At 55.7% G+C, this 14,588-nt stretch carries 15 protein-coding genes; 10 read left to right on the top strand and 5 right to left on the bottom strand.

Going from position 1 to position 14,588, the window contains the following annotated elements:
- Positions 1-2: 2 nt before the first annotated feature.
- The 3 genes from LQ945_RS24270 to LQ945_RS24260 all read right to left on the bottom strand — a co-directional run bounded on the left by LQ945_RS24270 (position 3) and on the right by LQ945_RS24260 (position 3,485).
- Complete coding sequence (locus tag LQ945_RS24270; RefSeq protein WP_269934473.1) at positions 3-1,784, bottom strand: GMC family oxidoreductase; 1,782 nt, start codon at positions 1,782-1,784, stop codon at positions 3-5.
- 2 nt (positions 1,785-1,786) lie between these two features.
- Positions 1,787-2,512, bottom strand: a complete 726-nt coding sequence (locus LQ945_RS24265; RefSeq protein WP_262241514.1) for a gluconate 2-dehydrogenase subunit 3 family protein — start codon at positions 2,510-2,512, stop codon at positions 1,787-1,789.
- Positions 2,513-2,819: 307 nt separating this feature from the next.
- A complete protein-coding gene (locus LQ945_RS24260) occupies positions 2,820-3,485 on the bottom strand; it encodes a transglycosylase SLT domain-containing protein (RefSeq protein WP_020826571.1) in 666 nt (221 codons plus the stop codon).
- Positions 3,486-3,594: 109 nt separating this feature from the next.
- Here LQ945_RS24260 and ghoS point away from each other — a divergent pair, with 109 nt between their 5' ends.
- The 5 genes from ghoS (at position 3,595) to LQ945_RS24235 (ending at position 7,578) form a co-directional block, all read left to right on the top strand.
- Positions 3,595-3,894, top strand: a complete 300-nt coding sequence (ghoS, locus tag LQ945_RS24255) for a type V toxin-antitoxin system endoribonuclease antitoxin GhoS (protein WP_044550417.1) — start codon at positions 3,595-3,597, stop codon at positions 3,892-3,894.
- Between the two features lie 132 nt (positions 3,895-4,026).
- The gene (locus LQ945_RS24250) at positions 4,027-4,971 is read left to right on the top strand and encodes a metal ABC transporter substrate-binding protein (RefSeq protein ID WP_270101925.1); all 945 of its coding nucleotides are present in this window, start codon (positions 4,027-4,029) and stop codon (positions 4,969-4,971) included.
- Positions 4,968-5,858, top strand: a complete 891-nt coding sequence (locus tag LQ945_RS24245) for a manganese/iron ABC transporter ATP-binding protein (protein WP_044550410.1) — start codon at positions 4,968-4,970, stop codon at positions 5,856-5,858. Before LQ945_RS24250 ends, LQ945_RS24245 begins: the two co-directional genes overlap by 4 nt.
- Positions 5,858-6,718, top strand: a complete 861-nt coding sequence (gene yfeC / locus LQ945_RS24240; protein WP_044550406.1) for an iron/manganese ABC transporter permease subunit YfeC — start codon at positions 5,858-5,860, stop codon at positions 6,716-6,718. The genes LQ945_RS24245 and yfeC overlap by 1 nt, the downstream gene beginning before the upstream one ends.
- Entirely contained in the window at positions 6,718-7,578 is an 861-nt protein-coding gene (locus LQ945_RS24235; RefSeq protein WP_044550403.1) for a metal ABC transporter permease, read from the top strand. Before yfeC ends, LQ945_RS24235 begins: the two co-directional genes overlap by 1 nt.
- A gap of 37 nt (positions 7,579-7,615) precedes the next feature.
- Here the strand turns inward: LQ945_RS24235 and LQ945_RS24230 are convergent, their stop codons facing one another.
- Entirely contained in the window at positions 7,616-8,065 is a 450-nt protein-coding gene (locus LQ945_RS24230) for a GNAT family N-acetyltransferase (protein ID WP_269934471.1), read from the bottom strand.
- A gap of 262 nt (positions 8,066-8,327) precedes the next feature.
- Between LQ945_RS24230 and LQ945_RS24225 the strand changes: the two genes are divergently transcribed.
- A complete protein-coding gene (locus tag LQ945_RS24225) occupies positions 8,328-9,197 on the top strand; it encodes a fructosamine kinase family protein (protein ID WP_270101924.1) in 870 nt (289 codons plus the stop codon).
- Between the two features lie 37 nt (positions 9,198-9,234).
- On the opposite strand, the gene LQ945_RS24220 is transcribed toward LQ945_RS24225, so the two are convergent.
- Positions 9,235-9,795 carry a YniB family protein gene (locus LQ945_RS24220; RefSeq protein ID WP_044550395.1) on the bottom strand — a complete coding sequence of 187 codons (561 nt, stop codon included), beginning with the start codon at positions 9,793-9,795 and terminating at the stop codon, positions 9,235-9,237.
- A 195-nt stretch (positions 9,796-9,990) separates the two neighbouring features.
- Here LQ945_RS24220 and LQ945_RS24215 point away from each other — a divergent pair, with 195 nt between their 5' ends.
- The 4 genes from LQ945_RS24215 (at position 9,991) to LQ945_RS24200 (ending at position 14,524) form a co-directional block, all read left to right on the top strand.
- Complete coding sequence (locus LQ945_RS24215; protein ID WP_270101923.1) at positions 9,991-11,271, top strand: protease; 1,281 nt, start codon at positions 9,991-9,993, stop codon at positions 11,269-11,271.
- 64 nt (positions 11,272-11,335) lie between these two features.
- Positions 11,336-12,001 carry a hexitol phosphatase HxpB gene (gene hxpB, locus LQ945_RS24210; protein ID WP_262241508.1) on the top strand — a complete coding sequence of 222 codons (666 nt, stop codon included), beginning with the start codon at positions 11,336-11,338 and terminating at the stop codon, positions 11,999-12,001.
- Between the two features lie 398 nt (positions 12,002-12,399).
- Positions 12,400-12,948 carry a metal-dependent hydrolase gene (locus tag LQ945_RS24205; RefSeq protein WP_020826560.1) on the top strand — a complete coding sequence of 183 codons (549 nt, stop codon included), beginning with the start codon at positions 12,400-12,402 and terminating at the stop codon, positions 12,946-12,948.
- 184 nt (positions 12,949-13,132) lie between these two features.
- Positions 13,133-14,524, top strand: coding sequence for an L-cystine transporter (locus tag LQ945_RS24200; RefSeq protein ID WP_044550383.1), 1,392 nt, complete (start codon positions 13,133-13,135; stop codon positions 14,522-14,524).
- Positions 14,525-14,588: the final 64 nt, after the last annotated feature.

Genomic DNA, 14,588 nt, shown 5'->3' with positions numbered 1-14,588 from the left:
CCTTATGCCTGCACCAAAGGGCCTGGGTTTTTCAGATACTGCTCGCGAATGGCACGGGCAGACCAGTAAGCCAACGCGGCCACGGTGCCGGTCGGGTTGTAACCCAGCCCCTGAGGGAAGGCCGACGCGCCGATCGAGAACACGTTATGCACGTCCCAGCTTTGCAGATAGCGGTTCACCGCGCTGGTTTTCGGATCCTCGCCCATCACCGCCCCGCCGTTCATATGGGTGGTCTGGTAGCTGGTGGTATCAAAGTGGCTATTGGCGTTTTTCGCGCTGCCGGCGATCAGTTTAGGGTTCATGGCCTTGGCGATAGGCGCCATTTTGTCGTACATGAACTGCGACATCTTGACGTCATTTTCCTGCCAGTCAAACGTCATGCGCAGCAAGGGCTGGCCGAAGACGTTCTTGTAGTTGGGATCGAGGTCCAGATAGTTGCTGCGATACGACTGATGCGCACCGTGAGCATCCATCGACACATGGTGGGTATAGGCATCGGCCACTGCTGCTTTCCACTTGCTGCCCCAGGCTGGCGTTCCTGGCGGCGTTGGCAAGCCGGAAATAGGTTTGGTCCCCGCTTGGTTGACCCAGAACGGCGAACCGCCGACGAAGCCTTCTTTGGCATGGTCGAAGTTATCGGCGTTGAAGTCATCGACCCCGACGCCGTTACCGCCGGCACCGATGAACGGGTTAGTGAACACGTCCTTGTCGAAGAACGCCTTGATGGTGGTCATGTTCTGATAGGCGAAGTTACGCCCGACCACCCCGTCACCGGTAACCGGATCGTAAGGTTTGCCGATGCCGGACAGCAGCATCAGGTGTACGTTGTGGAACTGGAACGCACCCAGGATCACCAACTCCGCCGGTTGTTCGACTTCACGGCCCTGCGCGTCAATGTAATTCACCCCGGTCGCCCGGGATTTGTCGGCGGTCAGATTCACCTTCAACACGTTGGCGTTAGTGCGCAGCTCAAAGCGTTTTTCCATGCGCAGCGCCGGCAGAATATTGACGTTCGGCGAAGCCTTGGAATACATATAGCAGGCATAACCGCTGCAGAAACCGCAGAAGTTGCACGGCCCCATCTGCGCACCGTACGGATTGGTATACGAATCGGAGGTGTTGGCAGAAGGCAGATTATACGGGTGATAGCCCACCTCCAGCGCCGCCTTCTCAAACAGCTGGGCAGAGAACGTATTCTTCTGCGCCGGCAGCGGGAAATCGTCCGAACGGTCACCGGCAAACGGGTTGCCGCCCTTTTGGCCCACTTTCTGGCCTTTGATGGTCCAGGCGGTGCCGGAAGTGCCAAACACTTTCTCGGCCTTGTCGAAGAACGGCTCCAGCTCGGCGTAGCTCACGCCGAAATCCTGGATGGTCATGTCTTTCGGGATAAAGCTTTTGCCGTAGCGCTCTTCGTAATGGCTGCGCATACGCAACTCGATAGGATCGACCCGGAAATGCACGCCGGACCAGTGCAGGCCTGCGCCACCCACGCCGGTACCCGGCAGGAACGCGGCCAACTGGCGGTAAGGTACCGCAGTCTGGCTGGTATTGTGACGGATGGTCACGGTGCTTTTTGACAGATCCTGGAACAGTTTGCGGCGGATGTTATAGGTCAGCTCGTCGATCACCTGCGGATAGGAACCGTCCGGATAGGTATCTCGCATCGGACCACGCTCCAGCGCCACCACGTTCAGGCCCGCTTCGGTCAGCTCTTTGGCCATAATGGCGCCTACCCAACCGAAACCGACGATCACCGCGTCTACTTTTTTCATTACCGTTGCCATTGTTACCCCCTTTCCCCACGAATCGAGACCGGAGGTAAGGGATAACGTTCCCCTCGCTCAACCCAGTCCATAAAGTCGGCGCGCGCGCCCGGAAAATTAATCAGCTTCCAGCCGACCATGTCTTTGTTGCCGCCATGGATCGGGTCGCTGAAGAAACCTTCGCGGGTGTTTTGCAACAGGTAGGAGAAGAACAGTTTTGCAGGCAACTGCGAGAATTCCGCCTCTCCGGACTCAAACTTCTGCAACAGCGCGTCTTGCTGTGCAGCGTCCAGTTCGGCAAAAGGTTTACCGGCGGTTTTCTTGCAATAGGCATCCGCATCCGCAATGCCCAGGTTATAAATCTGTTTCGGCACCAGCGGCAGTTGATAACCCATTTCTTTCGGTGCATCCGGGTTAAACGGCCCCTGCATGTACCAAATGGAACCGGTGGCGTACGGGGTATTCATCTGACGATCGATAAACTCCGGTACGCCGGCTTCCAGCGCGCCCGGACCACGCTCGTCAGCCGGGATCAGCCGCGCCACAGCGGCCTTGACGAAGGCCCACTCTTCTGGCGTAAAGAAGGTCGGTTGGTAATCTGACTGTTTTGGGGTGTCTGCTGCCGCCACTGCCGGTAAGGGTGCCGTCAGGGCGCTAACGCCACTGCCGCCAATCACCGCTGCGGGAATTAAAGTCATCGATTTCAACAGGAAATCGCGCCGTGAATTGTTAGTTTTATCGTCCGACATATCACATTCCATCCAAAGATAATCACAACTATTTAACCTCAACCTTGCGGTCGATGCGGGTTTTAAACATAAATTGTTACTTATTTGTATATTTATTGAAGGCCAGAATGTGAGCAAACGCCAGAATGTTACCGGTAACTTATTGAATGAACGTAAAGATTTGATGATTAATGTAAAATTAACTATTCGTGCGGTTTTTTAGATAACAGGATGGGAAATAACGAGAAATGAGAGATGCGTCGCGATTTTTCGCGCGCCAAAAACAAAACCGGCCGTTTACACGGCCGGTTTGACGAAGCAATCTTACCTAGGGTGACATCGCCTGGTAGGCGGTGGTCACCTTCCATAAATAGCGCGGCGCCTGAGGGGCCGGATGCTTTTTCTGGATGTGCTGATAAAACTCATCCGGGCTCATCTGATTGATGCGGTTTACCGCCACGCGCTTGTCTGACGAGAAGGTACGTAGCATGGCGCCCGCCCCATTCACGTAAGAAACGATGGTGGCGTAACGCAACGTCTGTGGGTTGTTGATCCCGGCTAGCTGCTGGCTTTGAAGAATATTGATATAGGCCGTTCCCAGATCAATATTGACCGCCGGATCCTTCAACTCACGCGAGCTTGGCTGCCCGCTTCTTCCTTTCAGGCGATAGGCATCACGCCCGGCGGTTGAAGGCTTCAGCTGCATTAAACCCACTGCGTTCGAGGTGCTGACCGCGTTCGGGTTAAACCCGGACTCCACCTGAATAATCGCTTTAATCAGCGTTTCGTCAACGCCATAGCTGCTGGCGGCCTGACGAATGTAATCGTTATAGGCTATCGGTGTCCCCGTGCGGTTAACCGGTGCCTGCGGGGGGGTCTTTAGCCAACCACCACGCGATGTGCCACTGCCTGAATTATTAGTTGCTGTTTGCGGGTCTTTCGCGCACCCCGACAAAAGCAAAATTGCCGTCAGGCAACCTATTTTTGTTTTCACAGAATCCCTCACTCCTTTCAATGAGTTGCGTAGCATATACAACTTGTAAGGACGCCTGTACGGTTTTTTTGGTCTATTCTCAAGCTACTCGTATACCAAGAGGTGATTTATGAGTCAATCTGCAACGACGTGTTTTGTGGTGACTTTTCGCTATCAGGAAGAAGGATTGGCTGATTTAGCCAAGCTGACAGGACAATTAACCCTGCAGGGGTTTGTCACGTCGGTGGCCGACGAAAATGGCGTTCCGCACGAGCTGGGTAGCAACAGTTTTGCGTTAATAACCCCACTGGATCAAGAGGATGTACAACAACTGGCCCAAAAGCTTGGGCAGGTGGCCTTGGGCAAGGCGCCGGAGGTCGACATCGTCACCTATGAGGACTACGTAAAGCGGTTACATGCTGATACATAAAATGCTATAACTCACTGCAGGGTATTATTTCCCTTTGCTGTGGAAATAACCGGCAGTTTGCCTGCAGGTGACGCTTGACTTTGCTCTAATTGATATTGATAATCATTTTCATTTGAGCCAGGAGATGTCACCATGTTTTTGAAACAACGCGCTTTTCCCCGCCTTTCCCTCATTAAGAGCAGGGCCTGTTTCCGCCCTTTCGCCCTGCTGTGTCTGTTGTTGACCGCCAGCCTAACCAGCCATGCCGCGTTGGCGGAAAAGAAGCTGCGCGTGGTGACCACCTTTACCATTATTCAGGACATCGCCCAGAACGTGGCCGGTGACGCCGCCGTGGTGGAGTCAATCACCAAGCCGGGTGCCGAGATCCATGATTACCAGCCTACGCCGCGCGACATCGTCAAGGCGCAGCACGCTGACCTGATCCTGTGGAACGGCATGAATCTGGAACGCTGGTTCCAACGCTTCTTTGAGAACATTAAGCAGGTACCTGCGGCCGTGGTCACCGAGGGCATCACCCCGCTGCCGATCCGCGAAGGCCCTTATAACGGCAACCCGAACCCGCACGCCTGGATGTCTGCCAGCAATGCGCAGGTGTACATTGAAAATATCCGCAAAGCGCTGGTGCAGCACGACCCGGCCAATGCCGAAACCTACAATCGCAATGCCAAAGCCTACGCCGCCAAAATTGCCGCTCTGGACGCCCCGTTGCGCGAACGCCTGTCTCGTATTCCTGAAGCCCAGCGTTGGCTGGTGACCAGCGAGGGCGCCTTCAGCTATCTGGCTAAAGACTATCAGTTGAAAGAAGTCTATCTGTGGCCGATCAACGCCGATGAACAAGGTTCACCGCAGCAGGTTCGCCGCGTGATTGACGCCGTGCGCGCCAACCATATCCCGGTGGTGTTCAGCGAAAGCACCATTTCGGACAAACCGGCCAGGCAGGTGGCGAAAGAAACCGGCGCAAAATACGGCGGCGTACTCTATGTCGACTCCCTGTCCACCCAGGATGGGCCGGTACCGACCTATATCGACCTGCTCAACGTCACCGTACAAACTATTGCCAAAGGATTTGATCAATGAGCAACGAGGTTTTTGTCCGCCCTGAGTTGAGCGTGGACGACGTTACCGTGACCTACAACAACGGCCATACCGCGATCCACAACGCCAGCTTTACCCTGAGCGGCGGTGCCATCTGCGCGCTGGTCGGCGTCAATGGCAGCGGTAAATCGACCCTGTTCAAAAGCATTATGGGCTTGGTGCGCCCCACGACCGGCCGCGTGCAGCTCAACGAGCAGCCGGTCGCGCAGGCACTGAAGAAAAACGTTATTGCCTACGTGCCGCAAACCGAAGACGTCGACTGGAATTTTCCGGTGCTGGTGGAAGACGTGGTGATGATGGGCCGTTACGGCAAGATGAACTTCCTGCGTATTCCTTCAAAGGAAGACCGGCTGCGGGTAGATAAGGCGCTGGAGCGCGTTGGGCTGAGTGAGCTGCGTACCCGCCAGATCGGCGAGCTTTCCGGCGGGCAGAAAAAACGCGTCTTTTTGGCGCGTGCGCTGGCACAGCAAGGCAGCGTTCTGCTGCTCGACGAGCCTTTCACCGGGGTCGACGTCAAAACCGAGAACGCCATTATCGACCTGCTGCGCGCACTGCGTGATGAAGGCCACCTGATCCTGGTTTCAACCCATAACCTGGGGAGCGTACCGGAATTTTGCGATCGGGTGATCCTGATTAACCGCACGGTGCTGGCCGCCGGCCCAACAGAAACCACTTTTACCCAGAGCAATCTGGAACAGGCGTTCGGCGGCGTACTGCGCCATATCAATCTGTCAGGCCCGGACCTGCACGACGACAACGATCCGCGTACGGTAACGGTATTGACCGATGACGAGCGCCCAGCGGTGTTCTATGGCCATACCAAGAGCGATCCGCCTGCGCAAAGCCAGCCGAAGGAGAAACAACCCTGATGCTGGAACTTCTGCTGCAACCCTTCAATTACAACTACATGGTCAAAGCCATCTGGGTCAGCGCCATCGTCGGTGCCGCCTGCGCGTTCCTTTCGGCCTACCTGATGCTAAAGGGCTGGTCGCTGATGGGTGACGCACTGTCGCACTCGGTGGTGCCCGGCGTTGCCGGGGCCTATGCGCTAGGCCTGCCCTACGCCGCCGGGGCCTTTTTCACCGGCATGCTGGCCGCGCTGGCGATGACCCTGGTGCGCCATGTCACTCGCCTGCGTGAAGATGCCATTATCGGCTTTATCTTTTCCACCTTCTTCGCCGTGGGCCTGTTGATTGTGTCGCTCAACCCGACGTCGGTTAACGTCCAGTCGATTATCTTCGGCAACATCCTTGGTATCGCCGATGAAGACGTATTGCAGGTCGAGATTATCATCGGCGTTTCGCTGCTGATCTTGTGTCTGGTGTGGAAAGACCTGCTGGCGGTGTTCTTTGACGAAAACCACGCTGTGTCTATCGGCCTGTCACCGCTGCGGTTAAAGATCCTGTTCTTCACCCTGCTCAGCGCCTGCACCGTAGCGGCATTGCAAACGGTAGGAGCTATTTTGGTGATCGCCATGGTGATCACGCCGGGGGCTACCGCCTACCTGCTGACCGACCGTTTCAGCCGGCTGGTGATTATCGCCATCGTGATTGGCGCACTGACCAGCGGGCTGGGGGCTTATCTCAGCTTCTTCCTCGACGGCGCTACCGGTGGGGTGATCGTAACCCTGCAAACGCTGGTGTTCCTGGCGGCCTTTTTCTTCGCCCCCAAGCACGGGCTGCTGGCATCCAAACGCCGCGTGGCACGTGAACAAACCGGAGGCCACTGATGGAAACCCTGTATCAACTGCTCAGCGAGCCCTTCGCCTATCCCTTTATGCAGCGGGCAATCCTGGCCGCCATCGTGACCGGCGTGGTGTGTGCGGTGCTCTCTTGCTATCTGGTGCTCAAAGGCTGGTCGCTGATGGGTGACGCCATCTCGCATGCGGTGCTGCCCGGTATCGTGGTGGCGTTCGTGCTCGGCATCCCGGTGGTGATAGGCGCCTTCTTTTCCGGCATTTTCTGTGCGGTCGCCACCGGCTACCTGAAAGAAAATAGTCGGGTCAAAGAAGACACGGTGATGGGTATCGTTTTCTCCGGCATGTTTGCCTTTGGACTGGTGTTGTTTTCACGCATCGATACCGATCAGCACCTCAGCCACATTCTGTTCGGCAATATGCTGGGCATTACCGACGCAGAGCTGAAGCAGACGTTGCTGATGGCCGGCATTACGCTGCTGGTGGTGCTGCTGAAACGCAAAGATTTGATGCTCTACTGTTTCGATCCCAACCATGCCAGAGTGATTGGCCTGCCGGTGAAACTGTTGCACTACGGGCTGCTGTGCCTGCTGGCGCTGACCATTGTCGCCTCACTGCAGGCCGTCGGGGTCATTCTGGTGATTGCGATGCTGATCGCCCCGGGCATCATTGCCTTTATGCTGTGCCGCAGCTTCGACCGCATGCTGATGGTTGCCACCGTGGTGTCCGTTTTCTCCTGCGTACTGGGCACCTTGATCAGCTTCCACATTGACGGTGCCACCGGCCCCTGCATTGTCATAGTCCAGGCAATCCTGTTCGTGTTCGCCCTGCTCTACAGCAAATTCAGACCGTTACAACGTCACGAAAGTGGAGTGCTAGACGCGAAACCTTGAAACAGGCGGCGGTGCCTAATAGCACCGCCGCTTCTCATTATGGCTGCCGATAGATATCCGGTCGGACAATGTGCCAGACAAAATCCTCGCGGTTTATCGCTTCATAGCCCACCTTTTGATACAACCACGGCGCAGTACCGGTCACCAGCATAATCCGCCGCAGCCGCTGCAACACCGGATGCTCCAGCGTGCAGTCCATCAGCCAACGAGCTAACCCTTGTCCCTGGTAGTCCGGGGAGACAAACACATCGCACAGATAGCCAAAAGTGGCGTAATCCGTCACCAGACGCGCAAACCCAATCTGCTGGTGTTGATGGTACAGGCCAAAGCACAGGCTATTGTCGATAGACAACTGCACCGTCGGCAACGAAATGCCGCTCGCCCAGCTTGAGGTGGTCAAGAATGCATGAGTAAAGGCGAGATTTAATTCACTTTTATCACTGTTGATCCGGTATTCACCCCGCTGCCACTGCCAGTTTTGCTCCATGGTTTCTCATCTCATTGATAATGATAGTTATCTGAAGACCCAGCCCTTGCCGCAATCGCTGCCGGCCCAATAAACATCGCTCCCGCATCGCCAAGTTGCAACAGACGCCGTACTTAAATTAATCAATAGCGTATATACTTTGAGCAAACGCGATGGCGAGAAAATCGCCGGTTGTTGGCGCCAGCTGTGCGCCAGGTCGTGTTTTCACAGGGCTAAAGACGCTAACCTAATGAATTCGCAGGCAGCACAGAGGGGGTGTACCATGTGGCAAGCCGTTAGCCGTCTGTTAAGTGAACATCTTGGCAGCGCAGAAATCCGCGAAAGGACCGAACTGCCCGGGGGAGAAATCCACCCGGCGTGGCGCGTGAGTTACGGTGACAACCAGGTGTTTGTCAAATGTGATGCTCGCGAACTGTTGCCCATCTTCACCGCCGAAGCCGACCAACTGGCCTTGCTGGCGCGCAGTAAAACCGTGCGGCTTCCGCAGGTCTACGGCGTCGGCAGCGATCGGGATTACAGCTTCTTGCTGCTGGAATACCAAACCCTGAAACCTCTCGACGCCCATGGCGCCTACTGTCTTGGCCAGCAGCTGGCCCACCTGCACAAATGGAGCGAGCAGCCGCAGTTTGGCCTCGACTTCGACAACGATTTGTCCACCACTCCGCAACCCAACGCCTGGCAGCGCCGCTGGTCAGAGTTTTTTGCCGAACAGCGCATTGGCTGGCAGCTGCAAATGGCGGCAGAGAAAGGCATGACCTTCGGGGATATCGACGAGATTGTCGACATCGTGTATCTGCGTTTGCAGCATCATCAGCCGCAACCTTCTCTTCTGCACGGGGATTTGTGGCCGGCCAACTGCGCAATGACCGCCGACGGTCCACTGCTGTTCGATCCGGCTTGCTACTGGGGCGACAGAGAGTGTGATTTGGCCATGCTGCCGCTGTACCCGGAGCTGCCACCGCAGATCTACGACGGCTACCAGAGCGTCTGGCCGTTGGAGAGCGGCTTTATCGACCGTCAGCCGCTGTATCAGCTGTATTACCTGCTCAACCGCAGCAACCTGTTCGGCGGTCAGCATCTGGTTCGGGCTCAACGCGCGGTGGAAGTGCTGCTGCATCCAGAGTCCCGATAAAATAAAGGCGCTGATATCAGCGCCTACACTCAATAAATCAGGCCGCTCCGGCCAGTTGACCCAGCAGCTTGATCACAAACCAGCCAATCACCGCAATCACCACCGGCAAAATGTACAGCGGGAAGTATTGCAGCAAGATGGTGTGGTGCGGCAGCGTAATGCGCTCTTCCAACTGCGCACGCGTATGCCCTTCGCTGCCTTTAGCCTGTTCGAGGATCATCTGGTCTTCCAGGCCTTCGCGGATAAACTTCACCTGACGTGACATACGTGCGCCAGAGGCCTGCAGCGCCAGTCCGACAAAAATCAGAATATAAATGATGATAAACATCAGGTTCGCGCCGCTGAACAGGCTTTTTTCTACGTCAGGCACCGGCGAGTTATACCAGAAGATATTCAGGAAAGAGGTATTGAAGCGCACCATATCCACCATCACGTGGACAAAATCCAGCATCACCGCATTGATGCCTTTGGTTTTTTCGCTGTGCTGATACACAAACATCAGCATTGAGATCAGCGTTGACAGCAACGCAGGGATGAAAACCACCCAGCCAAGAATGCGTTTTAAAATGGCAATGCGCCCAGCCTGTTGATACGTCATGTGTTCCCCTTGTAAGCGACGTAACCGTAATGGGCTAAGTCTACCTGTAGTTACTGAAACTCGCCCACCGTTTTCTTCAGCACTGCTGTGCTACAAGCGTAGCCGGGATTATCCGAAATCAACAGCTTAACGGCGGCCGCGCAGTACCGGTAAATAGTTATATAGTTAAATCAATCCGTTTAAACAGGGGCCGCCATGATTCGGCTGATTATCTTATTGCTCGGTGCGCAAGCTCTGCAGGGTCAACGCCGTCTGTTGATGCTGTTCGGCTGGGTTTGGATCGCCGTCGGCGCGCTGATGCTGTTCGATGTACTTCAGGACGGGCGCTCCGTGCTGGCACTGGATGCGCTGGCGGTACTGCTGGCGCTGGAGGGCCTGGTGGCGATTTCAGCTGCGTCGGTGATTGGCTCTTCCGCCAGTCGACCGGTGTTGCTGAAGGGATTGGGCTTTTTGTTTCTGGCCTTTTTAGTTTGGGACGAGCCCGCCGACGACAACATCGTCGCCACGCTGGTGTTTGGCAGTGCGCTACTGCTTGACGGTGCGGTTCGCATTGCTTCTTCTACGGTGATCCAGCACAGCCGCTGGAAACCGGTCGCACTGGCCGGCAGCGGTGAAATCCTGCTTTCACTGATGATTTTTGTCGGCTGGCCGGTGCCGCATCGGATGACAGTGCCTTTTTGTATCGGCGTGATGATCCTGCTTTCCGGCTGGGCACTGTTACGCATTGCCCGGCGGCTGGAGAGTTTTTCGCTGAATCAAAGCCCGCAACACTCCGCTGCGCTAGCGACAGATGAGGCTACCCCGCTCAGGGTACATGTCTGGACACCGATGGGATCGGCCAGGGATGCCCGCCGACGTTATATCGTCGATCGCTACATCGCAGCGGTGGACGGTGGCGGCAATATCTCCACCGGTCATGTCGCCCTGGCGTTGGCGCCGGATGTCTACATCAGCCACTACCCGCTTAACGATATCAGCCAGTCGTCACAAGATTTCCGCCGGTTATTGCACTCCGGCGAGCAAAACAACGTCGAAGGGCGTTTTCTGCCCGATTTGCAACAGGAAGTGGCGGCCTGGTGCCCGCCGGACAAAAAAATCAAGTTTCACCGCTACAACCCTGCGGCGCTGCGCACCTTCTGGCAACGTTATCAACAGGACGCCACCTACAATCTGACCCGACGCAACTGCTCCACCACGGTCATCCAGGCGCTCGACAGTGCGCTGGAAGGCGTGCTGGGCGATAAACATCTGTGGCGACGTTTCCTGTTGCTGATGCTCGATCCCAACCTGTGGATGTTGGCGGTGCTCCGTAGCCGTGGCGAAAGCATGACCTGGACACCGGGACTGGTGCTGGATTATGCCCGCATGCTGCAACAGGTTACCGAACGCCAGCATCAGCGCTGGTGGTTAAAAATGCAGAAGATGTGGCGCATCCTGCGTTTTGGCAAGGCTCAGCCACGCAGGCAAAAATTTTAGTCTCGCCGCCAGCGATGATAAAGTGTCGGGCACATTCACCGGCACCGGCAGGAGTTAACCGTTAATGGCCTATTCGCAACGCATTGAAACCGCTATTTTTGATATGGACGGTTTATTGATCGATTCAGAACCGCTGTGGCTACAGGCGGAACTGGATATCTTTGGCGCACTGGGGTTGGATTTGTCTGACCGCCACAAGCTGCCGGATACCCTGGGTCTGCGCATCGATCTGGTGGTGAGAATGTGGTACCAGGCCATGCCGTGGCAAGGGGTGTCGCAGGAGGAAGTCTCTGCGCGCATTATCGAACGCGCCATCGAGCTGGTGCGCGAAAAACGTCCCCTGCTGCCTGGCGTGCAACAGGCGCTGGAGCTGTGTCGCAGCCTGGATTTGAATATTGGCCTGGCCTCCGCCTCACCGCTGCACATGCAGCAACAAGTGCTGCAGATGTTTGACCTCGAAGGTTACTTTGATCACTTGGTTTCCGCCGAGTATCTGCCTTACAGCAAACCGCATCCAGAGGTGTACCTGATCGCCGCCGAGCGTCTGGGTAGCGATCCCCTGCGCTGCATAACGCTGGAAGACTCGTTCAACGGCATGATTGCCACCAAGGCCGCGAGAATGCGTTCTATCGTTATCCCTGCCCACGAGTATCGTCATGATAGCCGTTGGTCGCTGGCCGACCACAAGCTCGACTCACTTGAGCAGCTCACGTCCGAACACCTGGCATAATTTGTCCGGCATCGGTTGCTCCCGGTGCCGTTTTCATTCATTGCCTTTCCCTGAAATCCCCACTTAATCTCAAAACCGCGCCTTGCGTCATAAAATAAATAAAACATTATTTCATTTTTATTGAGTTACCGTTCCTTCCTCTTTATTCTGCAGTTCAAGAAAGTCGCCGGATGTTGGGCACAGCCTGTTACTGCCACGCAGCCGAACCCTGTCGCCCGGCGCTTTCTCCTCCGCCCTCTCCCTGACTGCTGCAAAAACAGACAACGCCTGGCCATTTAAGTAACAAGCCGTTGTAAAACTGAGAAAAATAAACAATTGGTTACAGGGTAACTGCTTCCACCACTGGGAATTTTCCCATATACTGGATAAATTAACAGTTTATCAGCCGGAACAGCAGTATGACCGCGGAAGGACATCTTATTTTCTCTGTCGCTTGCGCGATTTTCGCCAAGAAGGCCGAGGTGACACCGGAGCTGGCTACCGGCGACTGGTGGCATATCATCCCCGCTGCGCTACTCACCTCGCTGCTGCCCGATATCGATCACCCCAAGTCGGTACTGGGTCAACGCCTGCGCTGGATTGCCATTCCGATCTCGCGCGCCTTCGGCCACCGTGGTTTTACCCATAGCCTGCTGGCGATCGCCGGCGGCATGGCGCTGTTTCAACTTGACGTGCCGCGCAGTTGGCCAATCCCGGCAGACGTCTTGCATGCCATGATCATCGGTTACTTCAGCCATCTGCTGGCAGACATGCTCACCCCCGCCGGCGTGCCTTTGCTCTGGCCATGCCGCTGGCGTTTTCGTCTGCCGCTGCTAAATTCTCAGAAAGGCAATCAGCTCGAGCGCGCCCTGTGCTTGTGTCTGGTGGCTTTCGCTATCTATTGGCAGGGCGGATGCACCATCCCAGTGCAATCTTATTTTGAGCAAATAAAAAATATCAGACTGTGATCACAAAAGATCGGCTATCGAATAACCACAAAGCACATTAATCAAACAAATTAATGCAATGAGTTATATAAAATTCCATTTGGATATAAGTGAGCCGTTACGCAAACTGTTACGATATTTAGTATCGCTACGCCATGGTGCATAGCCATTTTCATATAAGAAAAAATTATTGGAGACATTGGGGATGAATTTTCCGCTGGTTATTAACGTGGTGATTTTTGTCGCCCTCCTTTTGCTGTTGGCGCAAAGCCGCCATAAGCAATGGAGCCTGGCGAAAAAAGTACTGATCGGCCTGGTGATGGGCGTGGTATTCGGTTTGGCGCTGCAGCTGGTGTACGGCTCGGACAACCCGGTACTGAAAGAATCCATCAGCTGGTTCAACATCGTCGGTAACGGCTATGTGCAACTGCTGCAAATGATTGTCATGCCGCTGGTCTTCGCCTCGATTCTGAGCGCGGTCGCCAAGCTGCACAACGCCTCTTCCCTGGGGAAAATCAGCTTCCTGACTATCGGCACCCTGCTGTTCACCACGCTGATTTCAGCGCTGGTCGGCGTACTGGTGACCAACCTGTTTGGGCTGACGGCGGAAGGTCTGGTACAAGGTGCGCAAGAAAGCGCGCGTCTGTCAGCGATCCAAAGCAACTATGTGGGCAAACTGGCCGACCTGACCGTACCGCAGATGGTGCTGTCCTTCATTCCTAAAAATCCGTTCGCCGATCTGACCGGTGCCAGCCCGACGTCGATCATCAGCGTGGTGATCTTCGCGACCTTCCTTGGCGTAGCGTCGCTGCAGTTGCTGAAAGACGACAAGCCTAAGGGTGAACGCGTGCTGGTCGCTATCGACACCCTGCAGGCCTGGGTGATGAAGCTGGTGCGTCTGGTGATGAAACTGACTCCGTACGGCGTTCTGGCGCTGATGACCAAAGTGGTTGCCGGTTCTAACGTTCACGACATCATCAAACTGGGTAGCTTCGTGGTCGCCTCTTATCTGGGTCTGGCGATCATGTTTGCTGTGCACGCTGCCCTGCTGGCCTTCACCGGCGTTAATCCGCTGAAGTTCTTCCGCAAGGTATGGCCGGTCATCACTTTCGCCTTCACCAGCCGCTCCAGCGCCGCCAGCATTCCGCTGAACGTGGAAGCGCAGACCCGTCGTCTGGGCGTACCGGAATCCATTGCCAGCTTCTCGGCCTCGTTCGGCGCCACCATTGGCCAGAACGGCTGTGCTGGCTTGTACCCAGCGATGCTGGCGGTCATGGTGGCCCCAACCGTCGGGATTAACCCGCTGGACCCGGTGTGGATCGCTACCCTGGTCGGTATCGTCACCATCAGCTCTGCCGGTGTCGCCGGCGTGGGTGGCGGCGCGACTTTCGCTGCGCTGATCGTGCTGCCGGCAATGGGTCTGCCAGTGACGCTGGTTGCCCTGCTGATCTCCGTTGAACCGCTGATCGACATGGGCCGTACTGCGCTGAACGTCAACGGCTCTATGGCGGCAGGCACCATCACCAGCCAACTGATGAAGCAAACGGACAAGTCCATTATGGACAGTGAAGACGAAGTGGAACTGGCTCACCAGTAAACCTCGTCGGCAATAAAAAGACCGGGGCTGCTAAAGGCCCCGGTTTTTTTATATCCGCAATCCG

The sequence above is a fragment of the Serratia liquefaciens genome (genome assembly GCF_027594825.1).
In the GTDB taxonomy this organism is placed as follows: Bacteria; Pseudomonadota; Gammaproteobacteria; order Enterobacterales; family Enterobacteriaceae; genus Serratia; species Serratia liquefaciens_A.
The sequence above is the reverse complement of the archived record's forward strand: the minus strand, read 5'-3'. Positions and strand labels throughout refer to the sequence as shown.

Bases quoted from the DNA above. Each gene is read 5' to 3' on its own strand.
- yfeC (WP_044550406.1), top strand. From the start codon at position 5,858: ATGCTGGAACTTCTGCTGCAACCCTTCAATTACAACTACATGGTCAAA.
- LQ945_RS24225 (WP_270101924.1), top strand. From the start codon at position 8,328: ATGTGGCAAGCCGTTAGCCGTCTGTTAAGTGAACATCTTGGCAGCGCA.
- LQ945_RS24205 (WP_020826560.1), top strand. From the start codon at position 12,400: ATGACCGCGGAAGGACATCTTATTTTCTCTGTCGCTTGCGCGATTTTC.
- LQ945_RS24230 (WP_269934471.1), bottom strand. From the start codon at position 8,065: ATGGAGCAAAACTGGCAGTGGCAGCGGGGTGAATACCGGATCAACAGT.
- LQ945_RS24245 (WP_044550410.1), top strand. From the start codon at position 4,968: ATGAGCAACGAGGTTTTTGTCCGCCCTGAGTTGAGCGTGGACGACGTT.
- LQ945_RS24265 (WP_262241514.1), bottom strand. From the start codon at position 2,512: ATGTCGGACGATAAAACTAACAATTCACGGCGCGATTTCCTGTTGAAA.
- LQ945_RS24220 (WP_044550395.1), bottom strand. From the start codon at position 9,795: ATGACGTATCAACAGGCTGGGCGCATTGCCATTTTAAAACGCATTCTT.
- LQ945_RS24215 (WP_270101923.1), top strand. From the start codon at position 9,991: ATGATTCGGCTGATTATCTTATTGCTCGGTGCGCAAGCTCTGCAGGGT.
- hxpB (WP_262241508.1), top strand. From the start codon at position 11,336: ATGGCCTATTCGCAACGCATTGAAACCGCTATTTTTGATATGGACGGT.
- LQ945_RS24235 (WP_044550403.1), top strand. From the start codon at position 6,718: ATGGAAACCCTGTATCAACTGCTCAGCGAGCCCTTCGCCTATCCCTTT.
- LQ945_RS24270 (WP_269934473.1), bottom strand. From the start codon at position 1,784: ATGGCAACGGTAATGAAAAAAGTAGACGCGGTGATCGTCGGTTTCGGT.
- ghoS (WP_044550417.1), top strand. From the start codon at position 3,595: ATGAGTCAATCTGCAACGACGTGTTTTGTGGTGACTTTTCGCTATCAG.
- LQ945_RS24200 (WP_044550383.1), top strand. From the start codon at position 13,133: ATGAATTTTCCGCTGGTTATTAACGTGGTGATTTTTGTCGCCCTCCTT.
- LQ945_RS24250 (WP_270101925.1), top strand. From the start codon at position 4,027: ATGTTTTTGAAACAACGCGCTTTTCCCCGCCTTTCCCTCATTAAGAGC.